This window comes from Achromobacter aegrifaciens (assembly GCF_902859965.1).
Taxonomy (GTDB): Bacteria; Pseudomonadota; Gammaproteobacteria; order Burkholderiales; family Burkholderiaceae_B; genus Achromobacter; species Achromobacter aegrifaciens.
Genome location: NZ_CADIKO010000001.1, coordinates 630,618 through 655,979 on the forward strand (window position 1 = coordinate 630,618; position 25,362 = coordinate 655,979).

The window sequence follows — 25,362 nt, forward strand, 5'->3', positions numbered from 1 at the left end:
TGCATGGTTTGTTATCAGGCGGCCGCCGCGGCCTTGGCCCGGCCCTTGCTCACCGAGTACTGCAATGTCGACGGCTGCAGCGTCGCGTCGAAAGTGACCGGCTCATGCGCAGGCCCTACGTCCAGCATCGCGGTAATCGCGAAATACAGCACCGAGGTCGCGCGGCTGTCCACCTGCAGCAACACCCGCACATGCGTCAGGCGCGGCTCATGGCGGGCGATCGCCTGCTCCAGCGACCGGCAGATGAACTCGCGGTCGTAGTGACTGGCCAGGCTCAGGCCGGAAAAATCCGACAAGCCATAGGTCAGGATGGACCGCTGGCAGTTCGGAAAGCGCTTGAGCGAGTCTTCTGTGAAGACCATGCGCGTGTTGAGCAGGGCCTCGATGTCGCGCGCGACCGTTTCCTTGATTTCTTCCACCGACAGGCGTCGCAACGCATGCGGTGTCTGCCCGTCGCCGTCGAACAACTTGTCGAACAGGCTGGGTTCGAATCCCTTCATCGCGGCCTCATTGAGCAAAGGCGCCGGACCGGCCGGGGCCTTTGCCGTTCATGCGGTCAGGTTCAGACCGAGTACGTCTTGTCGTTCTTGGTGAGGCTCCATGCGCCCTGGGCGTTGCCGCCCTGGTTGCCGCCCACCTTCTGCTGCGTGTACTTCCACTGCACGGCGGCGTACTTCAGCGAGAACGATTCGTGCGGCAGGCCTTCGCTGACGACTTCCGGCGCCACGCGCGAGATGATCACGTACTTGAGCTTGATTTCCAGGTACTTGACGCGGTTGCCTTCGCCGTCGGCGCGCAGGAAATCGATGGTCACTTCGTCGAACGTCGTGCCGCCGGATGCGTGCTGATACAGCAGCGGGCTGACCACGTCCAGGTCCTTGGTGAAGACCATCTCGCCATGCTCGGTGCGCTCGGCGGTGTGGCCGCCGGAGGTGGAGGCGGTAGCCGAACGCGGCTGGATGATTTCATGGCGCCACGATCCGACTTCGATCCAGTCCGGATGGTCCTTGTCCTGCGACTCGCCCTTGAGTGCGGGGTTGCCGAATTTGACGTAGATGTCCTTCATTAATAGCCTCTCTGGTTAAAAATCGTCGAATCCGACGGTGGTCACGACTTCTGGGCTTGGGCGGGGAGTTCCGCGACCAGGCGCAACGAAATCGAAAGCTCATCGAGCTGGAAGTGAGGCCGCAGGAACGCCACGGCCCGGAACACGCCGGGACGCCCCGGCACCTCGGCAACCTGCACCGATGCTTCCCGCAAGGGGAACTGCGCCTTCTGCTCCTGGCTCGCGTTGTCGTCCAGCAGCACGTACTGCGAGACCCAGCGGTTCAGGAAGCTCTCGACAGATTGCGCGGAGGCAAAGCTGCCGATCTTGTCTCGCATCATGGCCTTCAGGTAGTGCGCCACGCGCGATACCGAAAAGATGTATTGCAGCTGGGCCGACAGCACCGCGTTGGCGTTGGCGCTGTCGGTGTTGTACTTCTTGGCCTTCTGCACCGACTGCGCGCCGAAGAACGCGGCGTAGTCCGAGTTCTTGCAATGCACCAGCGGAATCAGGCCCAGGTCGCTCAATTCCTTTTCGCGCCGGTCGGTGATGGCGATCTCCGTCGGGCACTTCAGGGCGATTTCGCCGTCGTCGGTCTTGAAAGTGTGGGTCGGCAGGTTCTCGACCAGGCCGCCGCCTTCCACGCCGCGGATCGCCGCGCACCAGCCGAAGTCGGCAAAGGCCGCAGTCAGGCGCGCGCCGAAGGCCCAGGCGGCGTTGCACCACAGGTACTTGGCATGGTCGGTGCCGTCCACTTCCTCGACGAAATTGAAGCCCTCTACCGAAGTGCCTTCCTTCGGGTCATAGGGCAGGCGGCCCAGGAAGCGCGGCATGGTCAGGCCCACGTAACGCGAGTCTTCCGAATCGCGGAAGCTGCGCCACTTGGTGTATTCCACGGTATCGAACACCTTGGCCAGGTCGCGCGGGCGGCCCAGGTCGGCAAAGCTGTCCAGGCCCAGCAGCTCGGGCGAGGCCGAGGCGATGAAGGGCGCATGCGAAGCCGCGGCCACGTGCGACATCTGTTCGATGAAGTACATGTCCTCGGGCTGGCGCGTGATCTCGAAGTTGCCCAGCAGCGCGCCGAACGGCGAACCGCCGAAGGTCCCGAACTCTTCTTCGTAGACCTTCTTGAACATCAGGCTCTGGTCGAAGTCGATGGCGGTCTGGAAGTCGCGCACCAGATCGCGCTTGGTGACGTTGAGCACCTTGATCTTCAGCATCGGGCCGGTGTTGCTCTCCTGGCACAGGTAATGCAGGCCGCGCCAGGTGCTTTCCAGCTTCTGGAACTCGGCGCCGTGCATTACTTCGCTCAGCTGGGCCGAGATCAGGCGGTCCAGCTCGGCCACGCGGGCGTCGAGCATCGCGGACAGGTTGTCCGAGACCACGACGGTGCCCTTCATGACTTCACGGGCCAGCTCGCCGATGAGATCCTTGGCGCGGTCGTGCTCGGCCGTGGACTTGGCCACGCGGCTCTGTTCGACGATCTGGTCCAGCAGGCCCGAGTCGGCCTCGGCGGCGGGCGCGGATACGTTCTGCGCGGCGGCGGAATTACTCATTGCTGCCTCCCTTGCCGTTCTTGCCGGCTTCGCTGGTCAGTTGCTGCAGTTTTTCAGTGCTGCTGAGCACTTCGCCCAACAGGTCTTCCAGCTTGTCGTTGCCCGCCAGCTTGTTGCGCAGGTCGGCCAGCTTGGTGCGGATGTCCAGCAACTCCTTGAGCGGCTCGATCTGCTGCACCACGGCCTCGGGCCGGAAGTCCTCGACCGAGCGGAACTTCAGGTCCACGCCGAAGGTGCCGCCTTCGTCGGTCAGGCGGTTCTTCACGCGGTACGCGGCGCGCGGCTCCAGGCCGCGCATCACGTCGTCGAAGTTGTCGACGTCGATGTTGACGAACTTGCGGTCTTTCAGGCGCGGCAGCTCGGCTTCGGACTGCGCGCTGAAGTCGCCGACCACGCCCACGACAAACGGCAGTTCCTTCTGCTCGATCGCGTCGCCCTTCTCGACGTCATAGGTCAGCTGCACGCGCGGCGGACGTACTTTCTGGAGTCTTTTCTGAACGCTTTCTTTCTTAGCCATGGGGGCTCCAAGCGAAGTGCATAGTGAAGAGGCCGTGGGGCCCGATCAGGGTTTGAGGAGGTTGCCGAACGGATCCGGCGCGCGGCCGGCCGGCGCGGCGCCGGAAGCAGCCGGGGCCACAGGCGGCTTTGCGGCGGGAGCCGCAGCGGAATTCGCCGCGGGGGCCGCAGGCGTAGCGGGCGGCGTCGCCGCCGCCGCGTTGGCGGCAGGCTTGGCCTGTTGCGCGGCGGCCGCGCCCTGCGCATCGTTGCGCCGCGGCTGGCGCGGGCGCGGGGGCTTGTAACCCTCGGGGAACAGCACGTCCTGGCCCAGGGTTTCACGCATGGCGGCAGCCAGCGCCACCGCATCAGTGCGGGCGTTGCCCGCCAACAGCGCGTTGGCGCGCAGATCGGCCAGCGATTGCATGGCCACGCGCAGGCCGCCCACGGCCCGCACGGTCTTGGCGGTGAAGTCTTCGGGGTCACGGTTCAGCGCTTCATCGGCCGCGACGATGGCCTCGCCGTACTTCTGCTCGTCGAAGCGGATCTTGGCGATGTACGACCACGGCTCGCCGCGCGCGGGATTGAGCAGGGCTATTTCCTGGAACTCGGCAACCGCCTGATCGTTGCCCTTGGCAGCCAGCGTCTGCGTGGCGTGCGTCATCGACTGCTTGTACTCGGCGTCGGTCTGCGGCTTGGGGGACGTGGCGCAGCCCGCGAGGAAGGCCATCATTGCGCCGATGAGGAGAACCCGGGATATGTGCATTTTTTTGGTATGTAGGAGGGTGTAACCAAGGCCGCGTATTTCAACAACCTTTTGTTAGCGCAGCACTACAGTGCATTACTTCATGTAACTCGCGCAGAAACTTCGCTCATCGTGCCGTGATCTGTATGTTGTCGCAGGCTTCCGGTATAAAGAGCCATGTCAAAACATCTCTATTTTTCTCGGTGCATGGCAGCAGCGGCCATCATCGCGGCAAGCCCCGTAATCAGCGGTTGCGCAGCGGTTTCAGCGATCGGAGCGGTGGCCGGAATGACCGGCGGCATGATGGATATGGCGGGCCTGAAAAAAGACCCGAATGCGCCAATCGATGTGAAATTGGCGATACATGCCGGAGAAAATTTGAATGCGAGTAGCGGACAGCCAATGGCTGTGGTTACGAAAATATACTATTTGAAGAATGCCGAGGCATTTCAGCGCGCACCGCTCACGCAATTGGTTGATACTGACGCCGAAAAGGCGGCGTTGGGTGACAGCATCATCGCTGCACGCGAAGTCACACTGACGCCGGGACAGCGCTACGAACACCTGGAAAAAGTGCCTAAAACCGCTGCCTACATCGCTGTCGCGGGCTTGTTCTACGCGCCCGCGCCGCAGCGTTGGAAATACGTATTCGAAGTGAAGACCGCCGAGGACACCGGCATCGTCATGGGCGCCCATGCCTGCGCGATGACCGTGGTCACCGGACAGATAGTGTTGCCACCGGGCGTGCCCGGCTTCGACCCGGCCCGCCTCGGCTCGGTGCAATGCCCGAACTGAACGCAAGCCGCGCCTAGCCGCCGTCATCGACGCCCTCTATATATAAGAAGCAAGAGCCAGCAAACGTGAGCCATTCAGCGAAGATACTGTGGGGAGAGGGGCTGTTCCTGCGGCCCCAACATTTTCAACGCCAAGACGCGTACCACGAGGCCCGCCTCGCGGAAATGAGCCGCGCGCTGCATCCCTATGCATGGGGCTTGCGCGCGGCGCGCTTCGACGCGGCGGCGCTTGCCAACGGCATGCTGCGCGCCACCGAGCTCTCCGCGATATTTCCCGACGGCGAAATCTACAGCGCCCCCCATAACGACGACCTGCCGCCCGCGGTCGCGCTGGACGGCCTGGACGGCGCCAGCACGGCGGTGTTCTACCTGGCGCTGCACCCGATGAAGGACATCGGCGGCAACTATCGGGACACGCGCCAGGAACAGGGCTTCGATGCGCGCTATGCGCACCAGGACAGCCCCGCGCCGGATCTGTACACCAACGCCAGCACGGCCGAACTTGCCTTCCTGCGCAAGAACGTGCGCCTGCTGTCGGAACACGAGCCACGCGACGCGCTGCTGACCATTCCCGTAGCGCGCGTGCGCCGCACGGCCAGCGCCGGCTACGAGCTGGACACCAGCTTCATCGCCCCCAGCGTCACGGTGCAGGCGTGCAGCGCGCTGTTCGAACAGCTGCGCCGGCTGCTGGACGCACTGCAGGCCAAGGTCAACGCGCTCTATGGCTTTCACCGCGAACCGAACAAGAACATCATCGAGTTCCGCTCGGGCGATGTGGCCTCGTTCTGGCTGCTGCACACCTGCAACGAAGCCTATTCCGCGCTGTCGCACCTGTTCCACAATCCGCAGCTGCATCCCGAGCGCCTGTTCCAGGAAATGCTGCGGCTGGCCGGCGCGCTCATGACCTTCTCCAAGGTGCACACCCTGGCGGACCTGCCGGCCTACCAGCACGACGCGCCGGGCGCGGCCTTCGCGCAGCTGGACGAAATCCTGCGCGACCTGCTCGACACCGTCATCTCCACCCGCTACTTCTCCATCGTGCTGGAAGAACTGCGCCCCTCGTTCCACGTCGGCCGGCTGGATTCCGGCAAGCTCGACGAGACCACCGCGCTCTACCTGTCGGTATCCGCCGCCACGCCGGCCAGCGAACTGGCCGAGACCGTGCCGTTGCGCTTCAAGGTGGGCGCGCCCGACGACGTGGAAAAGCTGGTGCTCTCGGCCATGCCCGGCGTGCAGCTCGTCTACACGCCGCAGGTTCCGCCCGCCGTGCCCGTCAAGCCGGGCGCCTGCTACTTCACCCTGCAAACACGCGGCTCGCTGTATGACCGCATGCTGCAGGCACGCAGCATCGCCATCTATGCCCCCTCGGGCATACCTGAACTGAAACTGGACCTCATCGCCGTCACCCGCTAGAGCCTGCCCATGACCGCCGCCGCGCCTACCCTGATGCCCGGAGCCTCGCTCCCTCCCCGAGCCGCCGATTTCTATGGCTCGCGCCCCGCGAAGTCCCTGCTGGACCTGCTGTACGACGGCTTCCTGATGCTGTTCCTGCTGAAAAGCGGCCAGGAACCCGTGGACGCCGCCTCGTTCTCGGCGCGCGTGCAGCAGTTCCTGGCAGACTTCGAGCGCAGCGCGAAGAAGATGGACATTCCGGCCGAGGACGTCTACGCCACCAAGTACGCATTTTGCGCCGCGGTGGACGAGACCGTGCTGAATTCGGGCTTTTCCATCCGCGACGCCTGGATGCTGCAGCCGCTGCAGCTGACCCTGTTTGGCGAACAGCTTGCGGGCGAGAATTTCTTTGCGCGCCTGGAAGACCTGCGCGCGCAGGGCGCGCCGCGCCTGCAATCGCTGGAAGTGTTCTACATGTGCCTGCTGCTGGGCTTCCAGGGCAAGTACATGATCGAAGGCCAGGAGAAGCTGGGCTATCTCACGGCGCGGCTGGGCGATGAAATCACGTTGCTGCGCGGCAAGCGCGCGGGCTTCGCGCCGCACTGGCCCCTGCCCGACAAGATCGCCCACACGCTCAAGCGCGACGTGCCGCTGTGGAGCATCGGCGCGTTGTTCGCGCTGCTGGGGCTGCTGGCCTATCTGGGCATGAGCCACTTCCTGAACCGCGACATGCAGACCGCCATGGCTCCGTACCATGACATCGTCAAGATCGGCCCGCGCGCCGCGCACCTGACCATCTCGCTACCCTGAAGGCCTCAGGCCACCGCTCAGCACCATGACCGACCGTTCCCAAGCGCCCGCCGGATTCAGCAGCCTGGATGTTGCCGCCCTCTCCCAGAACGCCCGCATGCTACAGGTGCGCACGCCCCTGGATGCGGCGCTCGCAGTGGAACGCATGGTCCTGCGCGAAAGCGTCTCCGAACTGTTTGCCCTGACGCTGGACTGCCTGGCGTCCTCGGCCGAACTGGATGTGCAAGCCCTGCTGGGCCGCGAGATCAGCGTCAGCCTGCTGCTGGCCGACGGCAACAGGCGCCAATGGCATGCAGTGGTGGAAGGCGTGGACGCGCTGGGCGCAGACGGCGGCCTGGCGCGCTACCGGCTGCACGCCGCGCCCTGGCTGGCAGCCCTGGGCTTGCGCCGCGACAGCTTTCTGTACCAGGACAAGTCGGTCACTGACATCCTGAGCGAGATCTTCGCCGACTATCCGCAGGCGGCCTATTCGTTCGACATCGCCGAACCGCCCGCGCCGCGTCCACTGCGCACGCAGTACCGCGAGACCGACCTGGCCTTCGTACTGCGCCTGATGGCCGAAGCCGGCTTGAGCTTCCGCTTCGACCACCAGCAGGGCGAACAGCAGGACGAAGCCTCGGGCGGCGCGCGGCACCGGCTGGTCGTGTTCGACACTCGCGCGGCGCGGCCCGTCTGCCCCGATGCCACGCTGCGCTTTCACCGCAGCGACGCAACGGAAACCGAGGACAGCATCACGCGCTTTGGCGCGTCCCGGGCGGTACGGCCTAATGCCGTGACGCGCCTGGCCTGGGACGACCGCAAGCTGCTCGCGCATGCGGCGCATGCGCAGTCCGACGTCCAGGCCGGCGCGGTGCCCCGCCTTGAAGACTATGACTACGACGGCCACGGCCGCCATGCAGACGGCGACAGCGCGGAGCTTGCCGCCGCGCGCAGCCTGCAGGCGCATGAAGCCCGCATGGTGCGCTTCGACGGCGGCGGCACGGCCCGCCAGATGATGCCCGGCCATGACTTCACGCTGACGCAGCACAGCCGCTACGCCGCGGGCTCGGGCCAGGCCGTCGATGAGATGGGCGGCAACCGCTACACGCTGCTGCACGTCGAACACGAAGCCGCCAACAACCTGGGCAGCCAGGCCGCCCAGGCGCTGGGCGATTCCGATCTGGAACATGGCTCATACCGCAATACCTTCGGCGCCCTGCCGGCAGCCGCGCCGCTCATGCCCGGCTGGCGCGCCAAGCCCACGGCGCCCGAAGGCCTGACGGCCGTCGTGGTGGCTGCGCAGGACGCGCCCATTTCCTCGGGCCGCGACCTGCGCATCAAGGTGCAATTCCCCTGGCAGCGCGGCGCGCGTCCGCTACCGGGTGGCCTGGCGCACCGCAGCCATGGCGACGACACCGGCAATGCGCCGGGCGACGACAGTTCCGGCACCTGGCTGCGCGTTGCGGGCGCGCAGGCCGGTCCCAATTGGGGCGCGCACCATCTGCCGCGCAAAGGCACCGAGGTCCTGGTCGAATTCCTGGACGGCGACATCGACCAGCCCGTGGCCTCGGCCCAGCTGTACAACGACGCCGACCTGCCGCCCTGGTCCGCCGGCGAGGACGCTGAAGCCAATCATCCCGGCAGGCTCAGCGGCTGGCACAGCAAGGGCCTGGACGGCGAGGGCCACAGCCAATGGCTGTTCGACGACACGCCGCGGCAGATGCGCACGCGCCTGTCGAGTTCCATCGGCGCCACGCAGCTGGGCCTGGGCTATCTGGTCGCACAGGGCGCGGATGAAGCCAGTCGCGGCGCATGGCGCGGCACCGGCTTCGAGCTGCGCTCGGATGCCTGGACCGTGGTGCGCTCAGGACAAGGCATGCTGCTGTCCGCCAACGCACGCGAGGACGCGCGCTCCACCCAGGCCGACGCGCAGGAAGCGCTGGCGCTGCTGCGCGGGGCGCAGAATGCGGCGCAACGCCTGGATGCCGCCGGCGCGCAGCGCCAGGCGCGCGCGCTCGCGGCCACCAGCCAATACGACACGCTGACCCGCGCCATCGATCCCAAGGGCGATGGCCGCTATCCGGGCAGCGTAGGCGGCCAGCAGGCGGTCAAGGCCAGCGGCGGCGAACGCACCGGCACGGACGCAGTGGAGCGCATCGACGGCGCCCGCATGCTGATCGACGCGCCGTCCTCCCTGAACTTCGCCACGCCCGCCTCGGCCATCCTGCACGCCAGCGAAAACCTGCACGTCACCGCGCAGGCCGACGGCCACGTGGCAGCGCGCCGGACCTTTGCCACGGCCTCCGGCCGCTCCACCAGTCTGTTCGTGCAGGACGGCGGCATCCGCGCCGTCGCCGCCGAATCTCCTGTGTCGATCCACGCGCATACCGACATGCTGGAAATGCTGGCCGGCCAGGACATCACCGTCACCTCCACTACCGACAGCATCGAGATCCTGGCGAACCAGAGCATCACCCTGCAGGCCGCCGGCGCCAGCATCGTCATGAACGGCGGCGACATCCTGTTCAAGGGGCCGGGCATGTTCTCGGTCAAGGGCGCATCCCACAACCTGATCGGGCCTGCCAGCGACGCGGCCGCGCTGCCCGCGCTGCCGTCCTCGCAAGTGGGCGATCCCATGCTGGTCACGGCCGAACTGGTGCACCGCCCCAAGGCCAAGTTGCAGGCGCAAGCCGGCTCCGGCCAGGCGCTGAATGCGGCCGGCGCGACGGGCGCGGTCGCCTCGGCTCCAGCGGCTGGAGGCCCCACAGCAGCTGCAGCCAGCGGATCGCAAAGCTCGCTGCTGGGTAGCGCGGGCGCGGCGCTTGCGAGCGGCGCAACCGCCGTATCCAAGGGCCTGTCCGCCGCGGCCGATGGCGCCTCCGGCATGCTGAACCAGGCCAAGAGCATGGCTGGCGAAGCGCTCAAGCCCGTGCAGGAATTGGGCGCGATGGCTGGCAAGACCATGCAGGCAGCGGGCAAGGCGGGCTCGGAACTGATGTCGGGCGCCATGGCAAAGGCCGGCGGCATGGCGCAAACGGCCATGCAAAATGTGGCTCCGTCGCTGACTGGCGGCGCCACGTCCTCACTGGCTAACGGCGCCACGCAGTCCTTGGCCAGCATGGCAACGCCGTCGCTGATGGACGGCGGCCTCTCCACCATGAAGATTCCACAGGGCGCTGGCGACGCGCTGGCCGGCGCGGTTTCCATGCCCCAGGCGCTGACTGACGCGGCAGGCGCCGTGTCCAAGGCCGGCGGCATGGCTACGCAGGCGTCGGCCCTGGCCTCGCAGGCGTCCACCGTCGCCTCGCCGGCCGCAGGCGCCGGCCCGTCGGCCTCGGGCATGCTGTCGGGCGCTTCCAGCGCCGCCACGGCAATGGGCAACGCCACGGCGGCATCCGCCCTGGGCGCCGCCTCCAACCTGACCGCCGCCGGCAGCGGCGGCGTGGGGTCCGCCATCGGCCCGGTCATGACGCAGGCCATGGGCGCCATGGGCGGCCGCCCCGCCGCGCTGAGCTCGGCGGTGAACACGCTACTGACCATGCCCGACGTCAACCAGGGCAATCTGCCCGCGGTGGCGGGCGCCATACTCAGCACGCCGGGCCTGACCGACTCCGCGATTCCGTCCGTGGTCGGCGCCATCCTGCAATCGCCCACGATATCCAACGTCACGCTGCCCAAGGTGGCGGAGGCGATCATGAACATTCCCGCGGTGGCGAACTCGCCTTATCCGGCGATGGCCAAGCGGGTCATGGAAATGGCCGGCGTCGGCCTGCCCAGCCCTGTGGCGAGGCCCGCTGGCGCGCCCGGCGGCCAGGACGCGGGCGGCTCCGCAGCGGCCGGGACGCCGGATGCCGGCGCACCCACGCCGTCCGCCTACCGGGCCAGGAGCGGCGCCAAGCTCCAGTACGTCAACCTGAAGGAAGAGGACGAGGTCTGGAACGATGGCCAGGCGCTGGACAGCCTGGATCGCCAGACCAACAAGCCCAGGATCCGCGTGCGCTTCAACAAGGCCGGCCAGCATCGCTTCAGCGTCAAGGTCAGCCCGCGTCCGGGCAACGCGGTGTACTCCGCGCGTGAGCAAAGCCGCCAACCGCTGTACCGCGAGCCCAACCAGCGTTCGTACAGCTACGTAACCGACGCCGACGGCACCAAGGTGGTCGACAACATCACCCTGCCCGCCGCCGGCCTGAACACCTATACCTTCGAGGTGGTGAACGACAAGAACCAGATCATCTCCACGGAGCAGGTCGAGACCGCAAGGCGGCTATATCTCCAGGAGATCATGCTGCCCGGCCCCGAGGCTCTGGCGCGCCGCCACGGCTTCCAGCCGACCGCTACGGAATACGCGCGGCATGGTGTGGACGTCGTGCAATTGCCGCCGGTCAGCACGCGCGGCGACGCCAACATGGACGTGTTCACGGACGACGGCTATGAACGCCTGCGCCGGCTGGCCGCCTCCGTCTATCCAGGGTCGCAGGGCCCGGATCACGAGCCCTATACGCTCGTCGTCTGCCACATCGACCGGCTGGCCACGATGCTGCCCGTCCAGCCCATTTACGTGCAAGCCTCGGCCGGCCCCGGCGCGGCCGACAAGCAGGTGCAGTTCGTCAACGCCGACGGCACCCTCAGCTTCCTGTGGTATCACATCGAACCTGGCGTGGACTGGTACGTCGAATGCCTGTTCGAGTACACCGACCCTGCGGCCGGCATCAGGCAGGTCCCCATCCCCAAGGATCGCATGACCCCGGTGCCTTACGACCCTGCGAATCCCAAGGCCTGCGATACCCTGAACATCCGCATGGCGGGCCTGGTGCCCGTGCCGACCTCGGGCAAGATCATTCTGAAGGTCCGGTTGCTGGAAAGCTCCGCAGGCGGCGTGGCGTTCCCTGGCACCAACCTCCTCGGCGTGGCGGCGATGAGCCCCTGGGAGCCCAACACGCTGGATTATCTGCAGCAGACGCTGGTGCACGAGATCGGCCACCTGATCGGCATGACGCCCAGCGGACCCGAGTGGGTACGCGCCCACCCAGACGAAGCCGACATGGACTCGTCCAAACTCGACAAGGGTCCGTATTTCTACTCCCAGTTCGGCAACCACTGCCACTTCGGCCTGCCCGCCAGCCAGGCCGATCCCAGCCACACCGGCTCCTGCGTCATGTTCGGCGGCGACTGCGTCAGCATCCGCTTCTGCGCCAGCTGCGCCCAGGCCGTACGCAAGACGGACATGTCCAATGGCTGGCCCTCGTTCTGACGCGCGGCGCCGCGTGGCGCCGGCGCTGGCCCTGCTGCTCGCGGCCGCGATGGCCATGGCCGCGCCTGGCGCCGCCACCGCCGCGCGCCCCACCCCACATACCCAGAAGACCACGATGAACACCGACTGGATCGACCCGCCCTCGTTCGCCACCGCCCCCATCGGCACGGTGCGCGACCATGCCTGCATTCCGCCCAACCATGGCAGCGACGACCAGCTCAACATCGCCGCGCCCGCGCGCGTACGTCCGCAGGCGTCCGGCGCGCTGGTGATCCCGGTCTGCGCGCAAGGCATCATTCCCGTATCGCAGAACCAGAAGCTGCCGCGCTTCGTCGCCGTCAATACGCAGACCAAGGCGGTTTATGAAGGCGTGGCCTACGAATACAAGCCGCGCAAACGCCCCGGCATGGAAGTGGACGAGATCCCCAGCTCGCGTCCGCCCAAGGGCATCCCCATCAGCCCGGGCATCAGCGTCGGCACGCAGTTCAGCACCGACCTTGCGGCGCAGGTGCAGCTGCCCAAGGATCCGGCGGTCTACGAGGTGTATATCGAATCGAACGGCGTGCGCTCGAATACGGTGAAGATCGAAGTGCAGGCGGCGAAGTAGGCGCCCTGCTTGCAGCGGCCGCCTCAGCCGCCAGGCCGGCGATTCCATATCGCGCCGCCCCATATCCAGCCCACAAGGGCCAGCGCCAGCATCGCGATCATGAATTCAACCCGGTGCTCCTGCGGCACAGGATTAAGGTGGGACAAGGTTAGAAAGGGTTCCACGGACAGCAGTTCGGTAGCCGCAAGCGAACTGAAAAGCATCGCCAGAACCAGCCCCGTAAAGCGCGGGCGCGCGCCGCGCGTCTCCTTGTCGCCCGTGATGAACCACAGCAGGCGGATCAGCTGTATCGCCGTCGCGGCGAACGGCACGCAGATGGCCAATGCCAGGGCGCCCAACGCAAGAAGACCGTAGATCGACATCATGCGTCCACCCTGGCGGCCGCTAAGAGGCGCGGGGCCCGATCATGCGCAGCACGCGGTCCCGGATCGACCGCCCATAGGCCCAGCACCAGACGGCCAGCGCCAGCATCGCGACAGTGAAGTAGGCCCTGGCCTCGATCGGCACTGGATTCATCGCCGAGATCGTCAGAAAGGGTTCATAGCCCACGAAATCGCTGGCGGCCAGGGTGCTGAAGACCAGCGCCAGCACCGGCCCCGTAAAATGCGGCCGATCGCCGCGCGTGGTCTTGTCGGCCCAGAAGGACCAATGGATGAAACGGCTTAGCTGGATCGTCACCGCGAACAGCGGGATGACGACGGCAAGCATCAGGACGATAAGGGCGACGAGGACTTGAGGCGGAAGCATGGCGGGATTTTAACGGCTGCGGGAAACGGCGCCGCGCCCGATACGGGCGCGTAGCGCCAGCCCGAACACCGCCATTCCCATCGACAGCGACAGCAAGCGCAAGGCTTCCAGCGCCTTGTCGAAATAGGCCGGCTGATCGAACTGGACGGCGACGCCATAGCCGAAGACGGCGTAAGCAATGCAGGCCAGCAGAAACACCGCCATCAGCGCGATCGTGACGTCACGCACCGCGCGCCAGGCCTTGGCCGAAAGCCCCGGCAGATTGGACTCCAGGCACAGCAGGATTCCAGCGCCCCACCAGAGCGGAACGATCTGGAAAATCCCCCAGGCCAGCAATTCGCCGGACTGCAGGACATTGGCGGGATACACCTCATTCATGGCCGCGCTCCCGCTTCGCCATTCTCCGATGGACCAGCAGGACAATTAGGGCGGTAAGTAGAGACGGGCTCATGTACGGCATCAGCCCAAGCAGCGGAAACTCGTAGCCGCTGTCATGGTTGGTCGCCAGCCAATAGAACATGCCCAGCAGGACCAGCGCAAAAACCCAGACGGCCAGCATGCCAGCCGATATCCCGCGTCTGAAGGAGCGCGTCCCCAGCCTGCCAAAATGCTGGGGCCACCGGCAGATGATCAGCGCCAGGATGCCCGCCGCCGGCACCAGGTAGGCGGTCGACTGGGCCATCAACATGCCAGACTCCGCAATCGCAGCAAGGACCGCACGCAAATTCTTCTCCCAGGGCTAGAACCGACGCTCTCAGCGCAATCTGTGGCGCAGTGTCGGGCCGATCCGAGGCAGGATCAGCGAGGGCCCCAGATAGTAGGGCAAGCGGGGCAGAAAAGTAAGCGTACTGCCGGTCATAAGTCGAACGACGACATGGATGGTTCGAATGGGGTGGCCATTCAGGCCCTGCCGGCGCCATCAAAGATTCGACTCCCGACCCATTCCCGGAAGCCCTGGCGCCACGTTGTCAACCATTGCCCCTTTCCGCTCGGCGCATCTTGTATCGGACAATCCCCCCAATGAGCGACAAGATCATTGACGGCCCCAGATAAGCCAGGAAGGAGAGCAAGAGGAAACCATAAGACCGCGAATAGTTCTCGGTGACATGATTGAGCAACAATGCGCCCATAGCGAAGAGCCAGACCGCAATCATGACAAAGGAAAATGCCCTGCGTGACGCTGAAGATCCCAAAACCCCAAATCTGCCAGGCCAGGCCTGGACGGCGACTCCGAAAAGGCAGACGAGTGGCAGCGCGTACATCGACGCCTGCGCCGTCCGAAACGCCTTTTCGGCGGACCAGAGCATCAGGTCGTCCAATACCGTCTCCCAAGACATTCAGAGAAACTGAGCTGACGCTCTAACAGAGCAGTCCGGCCAGGCGGTCCGAATGCTGAACGAGCATCGAGAGTGCCGCATCGCCGGCTGACTAGCGATCCGATTTGGGCCGGCGAATGAACCACAACACCACTCCTGTCGCCGCCAGTGCTATCGACAGCCACATTCTGGACAACGTGTGGCTAGCCAGATTCGCGAATCCAACATGATCGAAATGGGCGGCCGCCCACAATCCGTATATGCCGTAAGCGACTGCAAGCATCAGAAAGATCGCCATCGCCGCCGCCATAAGATTGCGCAAAAGACGCCATGCCGCCCGAGACAATCCGGGCCAGTCATGATCAATACATAGCAACAAGCCTATGACCCATATCGCAGGCAAAACTTGCTGCCAGTTCGTGGCGAAAGTCTCTCCCACAACTAGCAACAATGCACGCTGGTCATCCATTCTCCTTTTTCCTCCCGTACATCTTGTGCTGGATTACCAGTCAGACCAGCGACAGAATCATTGAGGGCCCTAGATAGCCAACAAGAAAGAAGAACCCGAAACCTTCCAATCGAGAATGGTATTTCCAAACGTAGTAGAGCAGCAGGACACTGACGGCTGCAAACATCCAAACAGCCACCATGGCCACAGCCCAGTACCTTTGCGCGGCTGGAGATCCCAATATCCCGAATCGGCTTGGCCATATTTGAACCGCGATTCCGAAAAGGCAGAGCAGCGGCAGTGCGTACGTCAAGTCGTGCGCCAGTTGAAACGTCACCCCTTCGACCCCAACAATCACTTCATGCACGCACACCTCTTAAGGGATTATGAGACACCGACGCTCAGCACATTGAACAATTTTTTCGCCCCAAGAGCGGCCAGGCCACATGTGAGCGACGATTCCGAAGACCGGTGGCATCACGTATTTCAAGGGTTCCGTGATGCGAGGCCCCGCTGCAGCAATGCCCTCAAAAAAGCAATCTAGACGACGGGCCGGATACGCGCACGCAGCACCAGTCCGAGCATCGCCATCCCGATGGATAGCGACAATACCCACAAGGCATCCCCGGTCATACGAAAATATCCGGGCTTATCGAAAATGGCAGCAACGCTGTATCCGAAGATGGCATAGACACCGCACACCAACAGAAAAACAGCCATCATGACGGCCACGATATCCCGTACCCTACGCCAAACTTTCGGCGACAGCCCAGGAAGAGCGGACTCGACGCATAAAAGAAATCCTACACCCCAAACAACTGGAAGAAGCTGAAAGACGCTTACGGCCAGGGACTTGCCAGAAAGAAGAATATTGACGGGAAACTCATACATGTTCGCGATCCCTCCGCGCCAATCGCCAATGGATCAATAGCGCAACGAGAGAAATGATGAGCGATGGAATCATGTAAGTCATCAGCCCAGGCATCGCGTAGCCGTATCCATTGTCATATCGGCTAGCAACCCAATAAAGCAGCAAGAGCAATGACAGCGCGAACACCCAAATCGCTGCCATTCCTCCCGAAATCCAACGCCTGGAAGCCACCGTTCCCAGCTTGCCAAAGCGCTGTGGCCAAAGATTGATGATCACCGCCAACACGCATGCGAGCGGCAATACGTGGCAGGAAGACCAGGCAATCAAAATTCCGAGCTCCGCGAGCGCCATCAAGATTTCCCGCAAAGCAGTCTCCGTCTTGAGCTAAGTTGCCTAACCAACTTTCCGGATTGCGTCATGCATTTCGATCACGTTTCGGCCCCGGCAGTGCCATCAGGAATTCGACTGCCAGCCCGTTCCCGGATACTCTGACGCCAGGCCGCCGAACTTCGATACCAATAGCAGCGCGACATAGCGAGCGCCGGCATGGCAGCGCGCTCCCCCCTCGGGATAAATGCGCAACTCCAGTACAACCTCGCCAGGGGGTGCCAACTTACCTATGGCCCCCTCCCAGCGCTTCTAGCCTGCAGTCGTTACCCCGGGGCCCTCAGCCGAGCAATCTTTTCTTCAGGCAAGGTCTTCATTGCCCTGGCGAAATCTCCAGGCTGGCGCCCCGGCCTTGCCAGTATCGCTGCGATCTCCGAATCGGCGTCGAAACTCGGCGAGACAGTGAAATACAGGTACATGTACTGCCTCATGTCTTGCTCATCCTCGATGCGATACTTTATCCACGCCGTTTTCGCCACTTTCACCAGGGGCTTATGCAAGTCAGAGATGTCCTCATACTCCTTGAGCGCATCAGGGTGTGTCCTGTACAACCAGCGCGTCGTCTCGACAATCGGAATTCGTGTTTGACCCAGCAACTTGCGACTTAGAGCCATCTCCATATGCTCATCGGGGTAGATATGCAGCTCGAGATTCAGCGGATCATGGCCCGGCGGGATCGCGGTGGAGGGAAAATTCACCGTCGTTTCCTTGTCGATGAACATCTCTTCGAATTTCCCGTCGTACATGTGCTTGCGCAAGGCATCGCCATCAGCGACCCGCCATCTAACCTTGAAGCTCGTTCCCTTCAAGGTATAACAGCACGTCACCGACCCCTCCCCGCCCCCCGGGCGGATGGAACCAGTACCAGCCCGCCCCCCCGATGCGTCCGTAATCTGAATGTAAGCCACATCCCAGGGCGTGTAGTTGTATGCGATCAGGCTGACGCCCTGATACGCGGGCTCGGCCGTGCAACCTGCGAGCAATACTGGCGCTATCAAGGCCATTAGACGCTTGGACATCCCCAATCTCATTCCTTGACGGCCAGTTCCGACGCCTGCCCGCCGGCGACTAGAACGGCAACCCCAATAGCAGTGGATTCGGTGTCGCCATGTTGGAGAAGGTTGCGTCGGCCGCCTTCTTCAATTTTTCCGTAAATGTGGGCTGCCGCGTATCGTCGCCATCGTCTATATAGCGGGACCGGAAAAGCCGTGCATTGTTGGGCAGGCGTTGAATCGCCCAACCATCATCCGGCGGATCCACCGGATCATGCATATAGCCCGAAAAAATACGCATAATCGCCGGCCCCACACGCAGACGCTCGTTCTCCGGCAACGACGACACCTCCATGCAGGCACGTTGATAGTCGTCGGGAGGCGAGATGCGGGATCCCCCGTAGAACGTCACCTTGCCGGGGTGCTTATGCATGATCTCCAGGCGCGCAAAGTCGATCGCGGCCTGCATCGCCGTGATGTACAAATACCCCGGAGCAGCGCCAGTTCGTGCGTCATTGAGCAACATCCGCAGCCAGGCCACGTAAACCATACGATGAAGGTAGAGTTGCCGCGCAAGCGTCTTGTCGCCTTCCATACCATCGATCGCGTCCTGGGCATGCCGTAGCCCCAGCAGCTGTTGGGAAGGCCGCGCCAGCTGTTGCTGATAGCTGCGCAGATCATTACGTACCCTGGAGGTCGCGGCAATATCGAAATCAACGCCGAGCTTGCCGGCGTTCACCCTGGTTTGTTCCAGCCCATCGAAAGGCACGCCGGAAAGCCTGGCTATCCGCCACATTTCCTGTAGCGTGACGCGGCCGATACCGGGATCGCGCTGCTGAAATCCGGGCGGGTAGCACCCCGACAGGTCGGCGCCCAAACCTGGATATATACGTTCTTGGCGAGCGGGAGGCGACATAGGCGTTTCCATCAATGGCAGCAACGTCGCACCGCCCAGCGTATGTACACGCCATCTCAGCTCATGCGCAGAGATAAAATGCGCCGCCTTCGCGAGCGCTCGCGGCAGCTCCTGGTCCTTGGCGGCGGTGTTGCTCAAGAATCCCCATGATGCTTTCGAAGCCAAGAATCCAACGACAGAGTTGTCGCGATACCCTACAGCGTCAAAAAATCCAGCAAACACCATCTTGAGCGGGACCTTGCGCTTATCCGCCAGTGTCCATTCCAGCTTGTCGCTATTGGCATCGCCGTCGCATTCCTTGCACAGCTCATTGAGAAAAGCCCGAGCCAGCGCCGCGCCCCAATCGCAGCCAAAAACCGAGACCTGAATTTCCTCAAGCCTTATCTGAGACGAATCGATGATCGCCTTGAACCCCGTCACGCCTTGGGAAATGCGGGGTTCCACTCCCGAATTTATTGCCTCGAACATGAATCTAGAATCGCGTACCGGATCAAGTTGATCCAGGATTGCTCGCGTAATGTTCCCGGCCGCATCCTTGATTACCTTGACTCCAGTCCTGCCTGGATTTCGCACGGCTTCCCCGACATCCCGCCGCACCTTTCCCGGCAGCCCTTTCAACGTGTCGCCGATCGCGTCTCCTACGCGCTTGCCCTTCAGGATTTCCATGCCGACGTCCTTGGCGGCATCTGTGGGAACTCCCTTCGCCGGATCCAGGGTCACGCTTTTCAGCATATCGCCCGAGATCGATCCGGCCCGGTCTTTCGCGAATTCATAGGCATTCAGATTCATTTCCGTGCCGAGCCCCGGAATGTATATCCGCCGACGCAAAATTGCTCCGAGAGCCCCCTGCCCAAAGCCCCTGGACAATCGACCTACGTTGGACGGAGGTAGAGAAGATTCTTCGATACTCAGACCGACTCCGTCAAAAAACACGGCAATATGCATCTTGCCGTGGCATCTGACTCCGTTGACGGGCTCACATTGGAGGGCTCGTGCAGCCTCCCGCTCCTCATCTACCGATATTTCCCTCCAGCTGTCGCGATCCGTCATTGGTTTGTCACCCAGTCATTCCCCGGAAGAGCGGGGTCCACATCGCTGAATTCCGATACCAGCGGGCGCGTGACATAGCGCGCGGCAGCCTTGCCATCGGGATAGATGCGCAATTCCAGCACCACCGCGCCCGCTGGCCGCCGAGGCTGCGGCAGCGTCACTACAAAGGGGTAATCTTCCTCTGCCGTTTCCTGAGGGCCGGAGTCATAGCGCCACGATATTTGCATCGGAGCATCGGGCGCGGCGGGCTTATACCCGAACAACTGCATATTGTCTCCCCTGGCGGAATTCGCTCTTGCGAACCACCGACGACCAGGCATCAACGAATACGCCACGTCGTACTGCGTAAAGTTGTACGCGTAGACCGCCACCGATCCTTCCAACGCGCTTCGCTGAAAATTTTGCGTCTGGCTTCGCTCTACGTAGACATAAGCCCCAGCCGCCACGGCGATCACCGCCAGCACGCCCAGCGCGACCCACCGTCCCAGTTTCGAACGCCCCGACTTTCCCTGACCCCGCTCAGACATCCCCGACATCCCTCTATCCCTAGTTGATCATTGACTGACCCAGTCGCCGCTATTCCACACCGATTCCGGCGCATCCATGGGCTCTGGCATTTCTTTTTCCGTCGCAAAGCGGGCCTGTACCCGGTCCGCTGCGGTAAAGCGCAGCAACAGCACCGCGGCATTTCCCGGACGTGGAACCTTCAATTCGGCGCTGTGCGGATACTGCTTCTCGCTGCCGTTGATGGCCCCCCACACGACCTGCACAGGTTTGCGGCGGCTGTCCGGGCCATAAAAGCACGCACCCGAAAGAGGCCCGCCAGGAGCTCCCGACGCTCTCGCGACCCGATCGCCCGGGAATGCGCCGGACGAGTCCTCCAAGCGATAGCCGATATCGACCTCCGTGTCGTTGCGGGCTTCGCAGATCAGCAATGGCGGCAAGAGTGCGACGTAGGCCCAGCGATAGAATGGCGGACCTGCGATGGCGCCAATGGCAACCAGGGCCAATATCAGTACCGTCCATGGCCACAGACGTTTGGACTTCATGCAACTCTCCTATGTGCGGACTCTGTTGGCAGCGGCTCAATGGCATAGCCTGCCGGAGCCTCAAACTCCGGCGCGCCATCCTGCATGGCCAACTCCGCCCTGACAGCGGCGCGCTCTTCGGAGGCAAGACGCTCCAACGCACTATCCAGTGCTTCCCCACCCCGTAAACGAGCCTGGACCACCGAGCTGCGGTGCGCCATGGGATGCAGATCCAGCGCATCCAGCGCGTAGCAGAACTGGCGCTCGAAGGTCGTCAGCCCATGTGCCGCCGCCACCCGCGAAAGATGGCAAGCCAAGGCGTACGGCGTGGGGCGCGTCCAGGGGGCCAGCATGGCTGGCACCCGCTGCATCAGCGCGTCGAGCAGAGGGCCGGGTTCGCACAAGCGCATCAGGGCCTCCGTCTGCGGCTGCGTCAGAATCCAGGGCGGCGAGCTTGGTCCCTCTGCCGGCCCGTCCGACGCCGGCGTCAGGGAGCAGCCCCGGTTCCAGGGATCGACCCAGGACCAACTTTCGCCCGGATTCAACATGCCGCGCAGCACGTCTACTCCCATCAGCGTCAGCATGGGTTCCGCATGGCGCGGATCGTAGTAGCGCAGCAGGAAGTCCAGGCCATCGTCGGTCCGCGCATCCAGCCAAACCGCCAGATGCCGGGCCATCTCTTCCAGAGGCCGTTCGGTCCATATCCACGATACGGCATGATGCGCCTGTCCGACCCGCCACAGCCACTCCGCCTGCGCGAGATCGGGCTGCGCCAGCATCGGGCCTATCGATGCCGCCACAGCCTCGTGGCGCCGCGCGTATAGCGATGCATCGCCAGGTTCCCTGAAATGCCGCAGCAATTCGGCGGGCGCGGGATCCCGGCAGCCATCCAACATGCCGGGTTCGACCAGGGCATAGAGATTGAGGTCCGATACCTGGACGCGAGCGCTGGCCAGGACCTTGGCGTGCAGGCCGTCGAGATCGGAATGCAAGACCAGCGGACGAACCTGATTGCTCATGTGCGAAACACCGCTGGCAATGCCTGCTTCATGGCGTTCTTCAGGCATTCGACGCAAACCTGGCCAGGCATGGCGGGAAACTGATAGGGCATCTGGTCCGGCCCCGCAAACTGCTTGTTCCCCGTCTTCACATCGATGCGCCCCGGCGCGGTCACCGTGATGTTGCCGCCTTCCAGCACGATGCTGGCGCCGGCCGCGGTGGCGATGCGGATGCGTTTGGGCGCGGCATACTCGACGTTGGTCTGCGCGCTGCCGATGGTGATGTCCTTCTGCGCCTGCACGCGCAGGATGTCGTGCTGGGCCTGGACGTGCACGTCGCCGGTGGCGGAGATCAGGTCCAGGCCGGAGTCCGCGCCGCCCTGCTGCAGGCCGGCGACGATGCCCAGGCCCTGTCCGGTGTGCACGCGCAGCGCGCCCATCACGGCCAGGTTCTGGTCCTTGCCGGCCGACCAGTGCACGGTCTCGCCGGCGGTGTATTGCATGTGTTGACCAGCGACCTGCGCCAGTCCCGCGCGCGCGGCCATGAACACGACCGGATCCGTCAGGTGCGGCACCTTGCCCTCGGCCGCCTGGGTGTGTTTGGCCGAAGCGTCGCTGCGCGCACCATCCAGGCTTTCGCCTGCGACGGTGCCGGACACGGCGCGATGCATGGCGGCCAAAGGCGCCTTGCCGTCGTCCAGCACGCTGGCTTCCGCTCCCTTGGAGCCCAGCGCGCTCGCCAGGCGCAAGCCCTGGTGCGCGCCGACCACGCCATCCAGCGAACGCGCCATCTGGTCGGCCTGGCTGGCCAGCGCCTGCAAGCCCGCAGCCTCGCCTGCGGGGCCGGCGCTGGCGCCAGTGCCGGCGTAGGTGCTGAGCAGCACGCCCGCGCCGCCGCGCACGGCGCCGTAGGCGTCGGTGCGCAGCTCGGCGCCCAGGCCGCGCAGTCCGCCGCGGTAGTTGCCGGCCTGATGAATCAGGTGGCCCAGGTTCAGTTCGCTGGCTTCCTGGCTGCTCTTGATCTGCAGGCGCAGTTGTCCGTCGCTGTCGTCGAACACGATCTGGTTGTAGCCCGAGCCGCCGAACTCCTTGCTCTTGAAGCCGCTCAGCGCGGCGGCGTTGCGGTGGTTCTCGTCGCCGCCCGCGGCGCCATGCCAGGCAGGCGCATTGCCTCCCGCCAGGTTGGCCTGGGCGCTGGGTGCGGCATCGCGCGCGGCGGTGTAGACCTGGGTGTCGGCTTTACCGCCGTCCCGGCCGCCCGGCGTGGCGGGCGTGCCGCCCTCGCCGCGGCCGTTGTACAGCGCGCCCACGACGATGGGCTGGTCAACGTCGTCGTCCAGGAAGCGCACCAGCACCTCCTGGCCGATGCGCGGCACGAAACTCATGCCCATGCCTGCGCCCGATTGGCGCTGCGCCACGCGGGCCCAGCGGCTCTTGGCCACCCCCTCGGCATCGTCTGCCTGCCAATGGAATCGGATGCGCACGTCGCCGCGCTTGTTGCGCAGGATCTCGTCCTCGCCCTGCGCCTGCACTGCGCCGTCGGCGCCCGTGACGATGGCCGTGTGCACGCCATGGACCGAAGGCGCGCCGCTCAGGCGCGCGCCGCGTGTCTGCGGCAAGGCTGGCCGCCAGGGGCGGTCGCAACGCACCGCCTGGAAGCGGTTGGCGTAGCCGACCTCGCGCGCTTTCGCCAACACCGCGGCGTCGGGCCGCGACGGATCGGCGTTCGAACCCGCCGCGCCAGGCGCCGCGGGCGCCTCGGTATCCAAGGCCAAATGTGCGTCCAGCCCACCCAAGCGCTGCGACAGCGAGGCTCGGGTTTCTGGCGGCAGGTTGTTGATGCCGACGTGCTCGACCCGGTCCAGCGCAAAGGCGGGCTCGAAGCCTTCTTCGTCGGCAGGCCCCAGTGGAGACATGTTCTGCAGCGTGAAACGCGTGCCGGAACGGAAGGTACGCACCCCGCCCTGGCCGACAAAAGTCTCAGCGCCGGCTTGTACGGCTTCCATCGCGAGCGTGGCCTGGCGCCGCGCCTCGGCCTCATCAGCAAAGCTGCCGTGGCCTGCCACCTCGTACCATTCCAGGCCCGCGTCGTCAGTGCTGTCTGCCGGACGCGCCAGCGCCTCTGCCGCCACGGCGCGCTTGCCGCCGCCGTGCCAGCCCAGGACGGTGACGCGGTCAGGACCGCGCCGCCACTGGCGCGACATGGCCTGCACGGTGTCGCGCGACTCGGTCGCGCCGGCGCGGTGAAAGCGCACGCCGCCGCCTGCCGACTCGGCATCCTCGGCCAGGCCGCGGCTGTCGGCGAAGATCAGCGCGACGTGGCGCGCGGGAACCTCCGGATCTTCGACCGTCGTCCAGCCCAGGCCTGCTTCGGCCAGCAGGCGGCTGATGAAGTCATAGTCGGTCTCGCGGTACTGCGTGGTGTAGGGGCGCGGCGCCACGCCGGCCTGCGCTTCGGCCGCATCGGGAGCCACGCGATGCACATAGCCTTCGTAGCCGCCCAACACATGGCTGACGATGTCCAGCACGGAACGCGCTTCGAACACGCGGCTGTTGCGCTGCTGCGTGGCCAGCCACAGCCAGGGCGCGACCGTCAGGCGGTAGCGCGCCAGGCCCGCGTCGCCCGACAGCAGCTCGGCTTCGCGGACCAGACCGCTGCGACTCGCGCGGCTGCCGTCGGCGCGCGTGGTCCACAGTGTCACGGGGCGGCCGATCATGTCGCGCAATTCCAGGCCGGCGTCGTCGGACAGCGCGACCACGCGCGTCTGCGAAACGCCCGACAAGGCTTCGCGCGCGATCCAGCCCTCGACCTGCAGCGAGGCGAGCGCGCCCTCGCCCTCCAGGCTGTAGAGGCGGGCGTCGGAACTGAACAGGCCAGGCGTTGCAGTCGGATCCATTGCGGAAAAAACCTTCTCTGAAGACTCAGGGTTCGACCTGGGCTTGCGGATTGGGGCATTCGGGCGCCGTGCCCCAATAGCCCGAACACACCCGCAAGCGGCATTGCTCGCTTTCCAGGAAGCCCAGCTTGCGGCATTGCTCCAACCGGGCCGCCAGGGGCGAGCCCGGCAGTTCGCGGACGAAGACGCCGTCGTTCTTGTAGACCTTGGTACCGGGCGGCGACGCCGGCGGCAGGCCATAGGACATCAGCGCGGCCAGCAATGCGGCGTCGGAATCGTTGCGCGGCGTCTTGGCGCGCTGCGGCGCGGCCTGGGGCGACGCTTTGGGCGAGCCTTGCGAAGTGATCGCGCGCGGCACCGTGGGCCCGGCTGCCTTGGGCGCAGCGGCCTGCGCCTGCAACGCAGCGCGAGGCTGCGGCGGCGCGGCGGTGACGGCCAACGCAGACAAGGGGTTCTCGGGCGCGCGGTCCTCATCGGCATTGGGAAGTCCCAATTGCGCGAGAGGATGGTCTTCGATGACGGCCGCGGAAGAAGGCTGCGGGTCGGGATCGGCAGCGGCCACGCGCGCACCCGCTGTTGGAGCGGCTGGCGCGGCGGCGGGCTGCGCTGGCGGCGTAACCGGAGGAGTCGATTCAGCGACCACAGGCAGCGGCGGCGTATCGAACACGCTATATAACACCGCGCCCGCAGCGCCCGTCAGCAATAGCAGCAGCAAGGCCAGCGGCAAGCGGGAACGGCGCTTGGGCGCCAGGTGTTTGACTTCGGCGTCCGGCACTCGCCCCTCTAGCGCGGCGAGGATGCGCGACGCTGCGCGTTCATCCGGTGACGGTGAGCGTCCTGCGAGCAAGCTGGGAACAGAGGTCGGTGATCGCGATCTTTTTTCGTCTTCTGCCATGCGAAGTCCCGTGTCTGCAGAGGTCGTCTAAACCCCTGTAACCAAGGGGTTCGAGAATACCTGATGACTTCTTTCGCATCATCGATTCTTGTTACGAGTTCTAAGCCACAGACGCGTTTTGCAACGTCCAAGCGCTTGCCTGA

At 64.7% G+C, this 25,362-nt stretch carries 26 protein-coding genes; 5 read left to right on the top strand and 21 right to left on the bottom strand.

The features are described 5' to 3' along the window. Positions 1 to 14 precede the first annotated feature (14 nt). From tssE to HV793_RS02980, 5 genes are all read right to left on the bottom strand, one after another. Positions 15 to 500, bottom strand: a complete 486-nt coding sequence (gene tssE, locus HV793_RS02960) for a type VI secretion system baseplate subunit TssE (RefSeq protein ID WP_054452040.1) — start codon at positions 498 to 500, stop codon at positions 15 to 17. 62 nt (positions 501 to 562) lie between these two features. Continuing rightward, complete coding sequence (locus HV793_RS02965) at positions 563 to 1,066, bottom strand: Hcp family type VI secretion system effector (RefSeq protein WP_006395404.1); 504 nt, start codon at positions 1,064 to 1,066, stop codon at positions 563 to 565. 41 nt (positions 1,067 to 1,107) lie between these two features. Continuing rightward, positions 1,108 to 2,601: a type VI secretion system contractile sheath large subunit gene (tssC, locus tag HV793_RS02970; RefSeq protein ID WP_059371264.1), complete on the bottom strand. Its 1,494-nt coding sequence runs from the start codon at positions 2,599 to 2,601 to the stop codon at positions 1,108 to 1,110. Next, positions 2,594 to 3,118 carry a type VI secretion system contractile sheath small subunit gene (gene tssB / locus HV793_RS02975; RefSeq protein WP_013396290.1) on the bottom strand — a complete coding sequence of 175 codons (525 nt, stop codon included), beginning with the start codon at positions 3,116 to 3,118 and terminating at the stop codon, positions 2,594 to 2,596. The genes tssC and tssB overlap by 8 nt, the downstream gene beginning before the upstream one ends. A gap of 45 nt (positions 3,119 to 3,163) precedes the next feature. Continuing rightward, a complete protein-coding gene (locus tag HV793_RS02980; protein ID WP_054452042.1) occupies positions 3,164 to 3,829 on the bottom strand; it encodes a hypothetical protein in 666 nt (221 codons plus the stop codon). A 189-nt stretch (positions 3,830 to 4,018) separates the two neighbouring features. On the opposite strand from HV793_RS02980, the gene tssJ reads away from it, so the two are divergent. The 5 genes from tssJ (at position 4,019) to HV793_RS03005 (ending at position 12,674) form a co-directional block, all read left to right on the top strand. Beyond that, positions 4,019 to 4,636 carry a type VI secretion system lipoprotein TssJ gene (gene tssJ / locus HV793_RS02985; RefSeq protein ID WP_225588881.1) on the top strand — a complete coding sequence of 206 codons (618 nt, stop codon included), beginning with the start codon at positions 4,019 to 4,021 and terminating at the stop codon, positions 4,634 to 4,636. Between the two features lie 65 nt (positions 4,637 to 4,701). Then, entirely contained in the window at positions 4,702 to 6,048 is a 1,347-nt protein-coding gene (gene tssK, locus HV793_RS02990) for a type VI secretion system baseplate subunit TssK (protein ID WP_054452043.1), read from the top strand. A gap of 33 nt (positions 6,049 to 6,081) precedes the next feature. Then, positions 6,082 to 6,837 carry a type IVB secretion system protein IcmH/DotU gene (gene icmH, locus HV793_RS02995; protein ID WP_223283522.1) on the top strand — a complete coding sequence of 252 codons (756 nt, stop codon included), beginning with the start codon at positions 6,082 to 6,084 and terminating at the stop codon, positions 6,835 to 6,837. Between the two features lie 25 nt (positions 6,838 to 6,862). After that, positions 6,863 to 12,067 carry a type VI secretion system tip protein TssI/VgrG gene (tssI, locus tag HV793_RS03000; RefSeq protein ID WP_175212625.1) on the top strand — a complete coding sequence of 1,735 codons (5,205 nt, stop codon included), beginning with the start codon at positions 6,863 to 6,865 and terminating at the stop codon, positions 12,065 to 12,067. Next, positions 12,048 to 12,674: a hypothetical protein gene (locus tag HV793_RS03005; protein WP_175180570.1), complete on the top strand. Its 627-nt coding sequence runs from the start codon at positions 12,048 to 12,050 to the stop codon at positions 12,672 to 12,674. The genes tssI and HV793_RS03005 overlap by 20 nt, the downstream gene beginning before the upstream one ends. A 23-nt stretch (positions 12,675 to 12,697) precedes the next feature. Here the strand turns inward: HV793_RS03005 and HV793_RS03010 are convergent, their stop codons facing one another. From HV793_RS03010 to HV793_RS03085, 16 genes are all read right to left on the bottom strand, one after another. Further along, positions 12,698 to 13,039 (bottom strand): hypothetical protein, encoded by a 342-nt coding sequence (locus HV793_RS03010; protein WP_175212626.1) that lies wholly within the window; start codon positions 13,037 to 13,039, stop codon positions 12,698 to 12,700. A 19-nt stretch (positions 13,040 to 13,058) separates the two neighbouring features. Next, positions 13,059 to 13,421, bottom strand: a complete 363-nt coding sequence (locus HV793_RS03015; protein WP_175212627.1) for a hypothetical protein — start codon at positions 13,419 to 13,421, stop codon at positions 13,059 to 13,061. Between the two features lie 9 nt (positions 13,422 to 13,430). After that, complete coding sequence (locus tag HV793_RS03020) at positions 13,431 to 13,799, bottom strand: hypothetical protein (RefSeq protein WP_175164332.1); 369 nt, start codon at positions 13,797 to 13,799, stop codon at positions 13,431 to 13,433. Next, the gene (locus tag HV793_RS03025; RefSeq protein ID WP_125470144.1) at positions 13,792 to 14,109 is read right to left on the bottom strand and encodes a hypothetical protein; all 318 of its coding nucleotides are present in this window, start codon (positions 14,107 to 14,109) and stop codon (positions 13,792 to 13,794) included. Before HV793_RS03025 ends, HV793_RS03020 begins: the two co-directional genes overlap by 8 nt. 280 nt (positions 14,110 to 14,389) lie before the next feature. Continuing rightward, complete coding sequence (locus HV793_RS03030; protein ID WP_175212628.1) at positions 14,390 to 14,740, bottom strand: hypothetical protein; 351 nt, start codon at positions 14,738 to 14,740, stop codon at positions 14,390 to 14,392. A gap of 109 nt (positions 14,741 to 14,849) precedes the next feature. After that, a complete protein-coding gene (locus tag HV793_RS03035) occupies positions 14,850 to 15,206 on the bottom strand; it encodes a hypothetical protein (protein ID WP_175212629.1) in 357 nt (118 codons plus the stop codon). Positions 15,207 to 15,246: 40 nt separating this feature from the next. Further along, complete coding sequence (locus HV793_RS03040; RefSeq protein WP_175212630.1) at positions 15,247 to 15,552, bottom strand: hypothetical protein; 306 nt, start codon at positions 15,550 to 15,552, stop codon at positions 15,247 to 15,249. A 173-nt stretch (positions 15,553 to 15,725) separates the two neighbouring features. Then, complete coding sequence (locus HV793_RS03045) at positions 15,726 to 16,076, bottom strand: hypothetical protein (RefSeq protein WP_175212631.1); 351 nt, start codon at positions 16,074 to 16,076, stop codon at positions 15,726 to 15,728. Further along, the gene (locus HV793_RS03050) at positions 16,069 to 16,422 is read right to left on the bottom strand and encodes a hypothetical protein (RefSeq protein WP_175212632.1); all 354 of its coding nucleotides are present in this window, start codon (positions 16,420 to 16,422) and stop codon (positions 16,069 to 16,071) included. The genes HV793_RS03045 and HV793_RS03050 overlap by 8 nt, the downstream gene beginning before the upstream one ends. Positions 16,423 to 16,709: 287 nt before the next feature. Next, positions 16,710 to 17,462 (bottom strand): DUF3304 domain-containing protein, encoded by a 753-nt coding sequence (locus HV793_RS03055; RefSeq protein ID WP_125470149.1) that lies wholly within the window; start codon positions 17,460 to 17,462, stop codon positions 16,710 to 16,712. 49 nt (positions 17,463 to 17,511) lie between these two features. Next, a complete protein-coding gene (locus tag HV793_RS03060) occupies positions 17,512 to 19,140 on the bottom strand; it encodes a hypothetical protein (RefSeq protein ID WP_175212633.1) in 1,629 nt (542 codons plus the stop codon). Between the two features lie 257 nt (positions 19,141 to 19,397). After that, positions 19,398 to 19,865 carry a hypothetical protein gene (locus tag HV793_RS03065; RefSeq protein WP_175212634.1) on the bottom strand — a complete coding sequence of 156 codons (468 nt, stop codon included), beginning with the start codon at positions 19,863 to 19,865 and terminating at the stop codon, positions 19,398 to 19,400. Positions 19,866 to 19,955: 90 nt separating this feature from the next. Continuing rightward, positions 19,956 to 20,450, bottom strand: a complete 495-nt coding sequence (locus tag HV793_RS03070; protein WP_175212635.1) for a hypothetical protein — start codon at positions 20,448 to 20,450, stop codon at positions 19,956 to 19,958. Further along, complete coding sequence (locus HV793_RS03075) at positions 20,447 to 21,448, bottom strand: DUF4123 domain-containing protein (RefSeq protein WP_175212636.1); 1,002 nt, start codon at positions 21,446 to 21,448, stop codon at positions 20,447 to 20,449. The genes HV793_RS03070 and HV793_RS03075 overlap by 4 nt, the downstream gene beginning before the upstream one ends. Continuing rightward, a complete protein-coding gene (locus tag HV793_RS03080) occupies positions 21,445 to 24,324 on the bottom strand; it encodes a type VI secretion system Vgr family protein (RefSeq protein WP_175212637.1) in 2,880 nt (959 codons plus the stop codon). Before HV793_RS03080 ends, HV793_RS03075 begins: the two co-directional genes overlap by 4 nt. Before the next feature lie 25 nt (positions 24,325 to 24,349). After that, positions 24,350 to 25,099 (bottom strand): hypothetical protein, encoded by a 750-nt coding sequence (locus tag HV793_RS03085; RefSeq protein WP_054452052.1) that lies wholly within the window; start codon positions 25,097 to 25,099, stop codon positions 24,350 to 24,352. Positions 25,100 to 25,362: the final 263 nt, after the last annotated feature.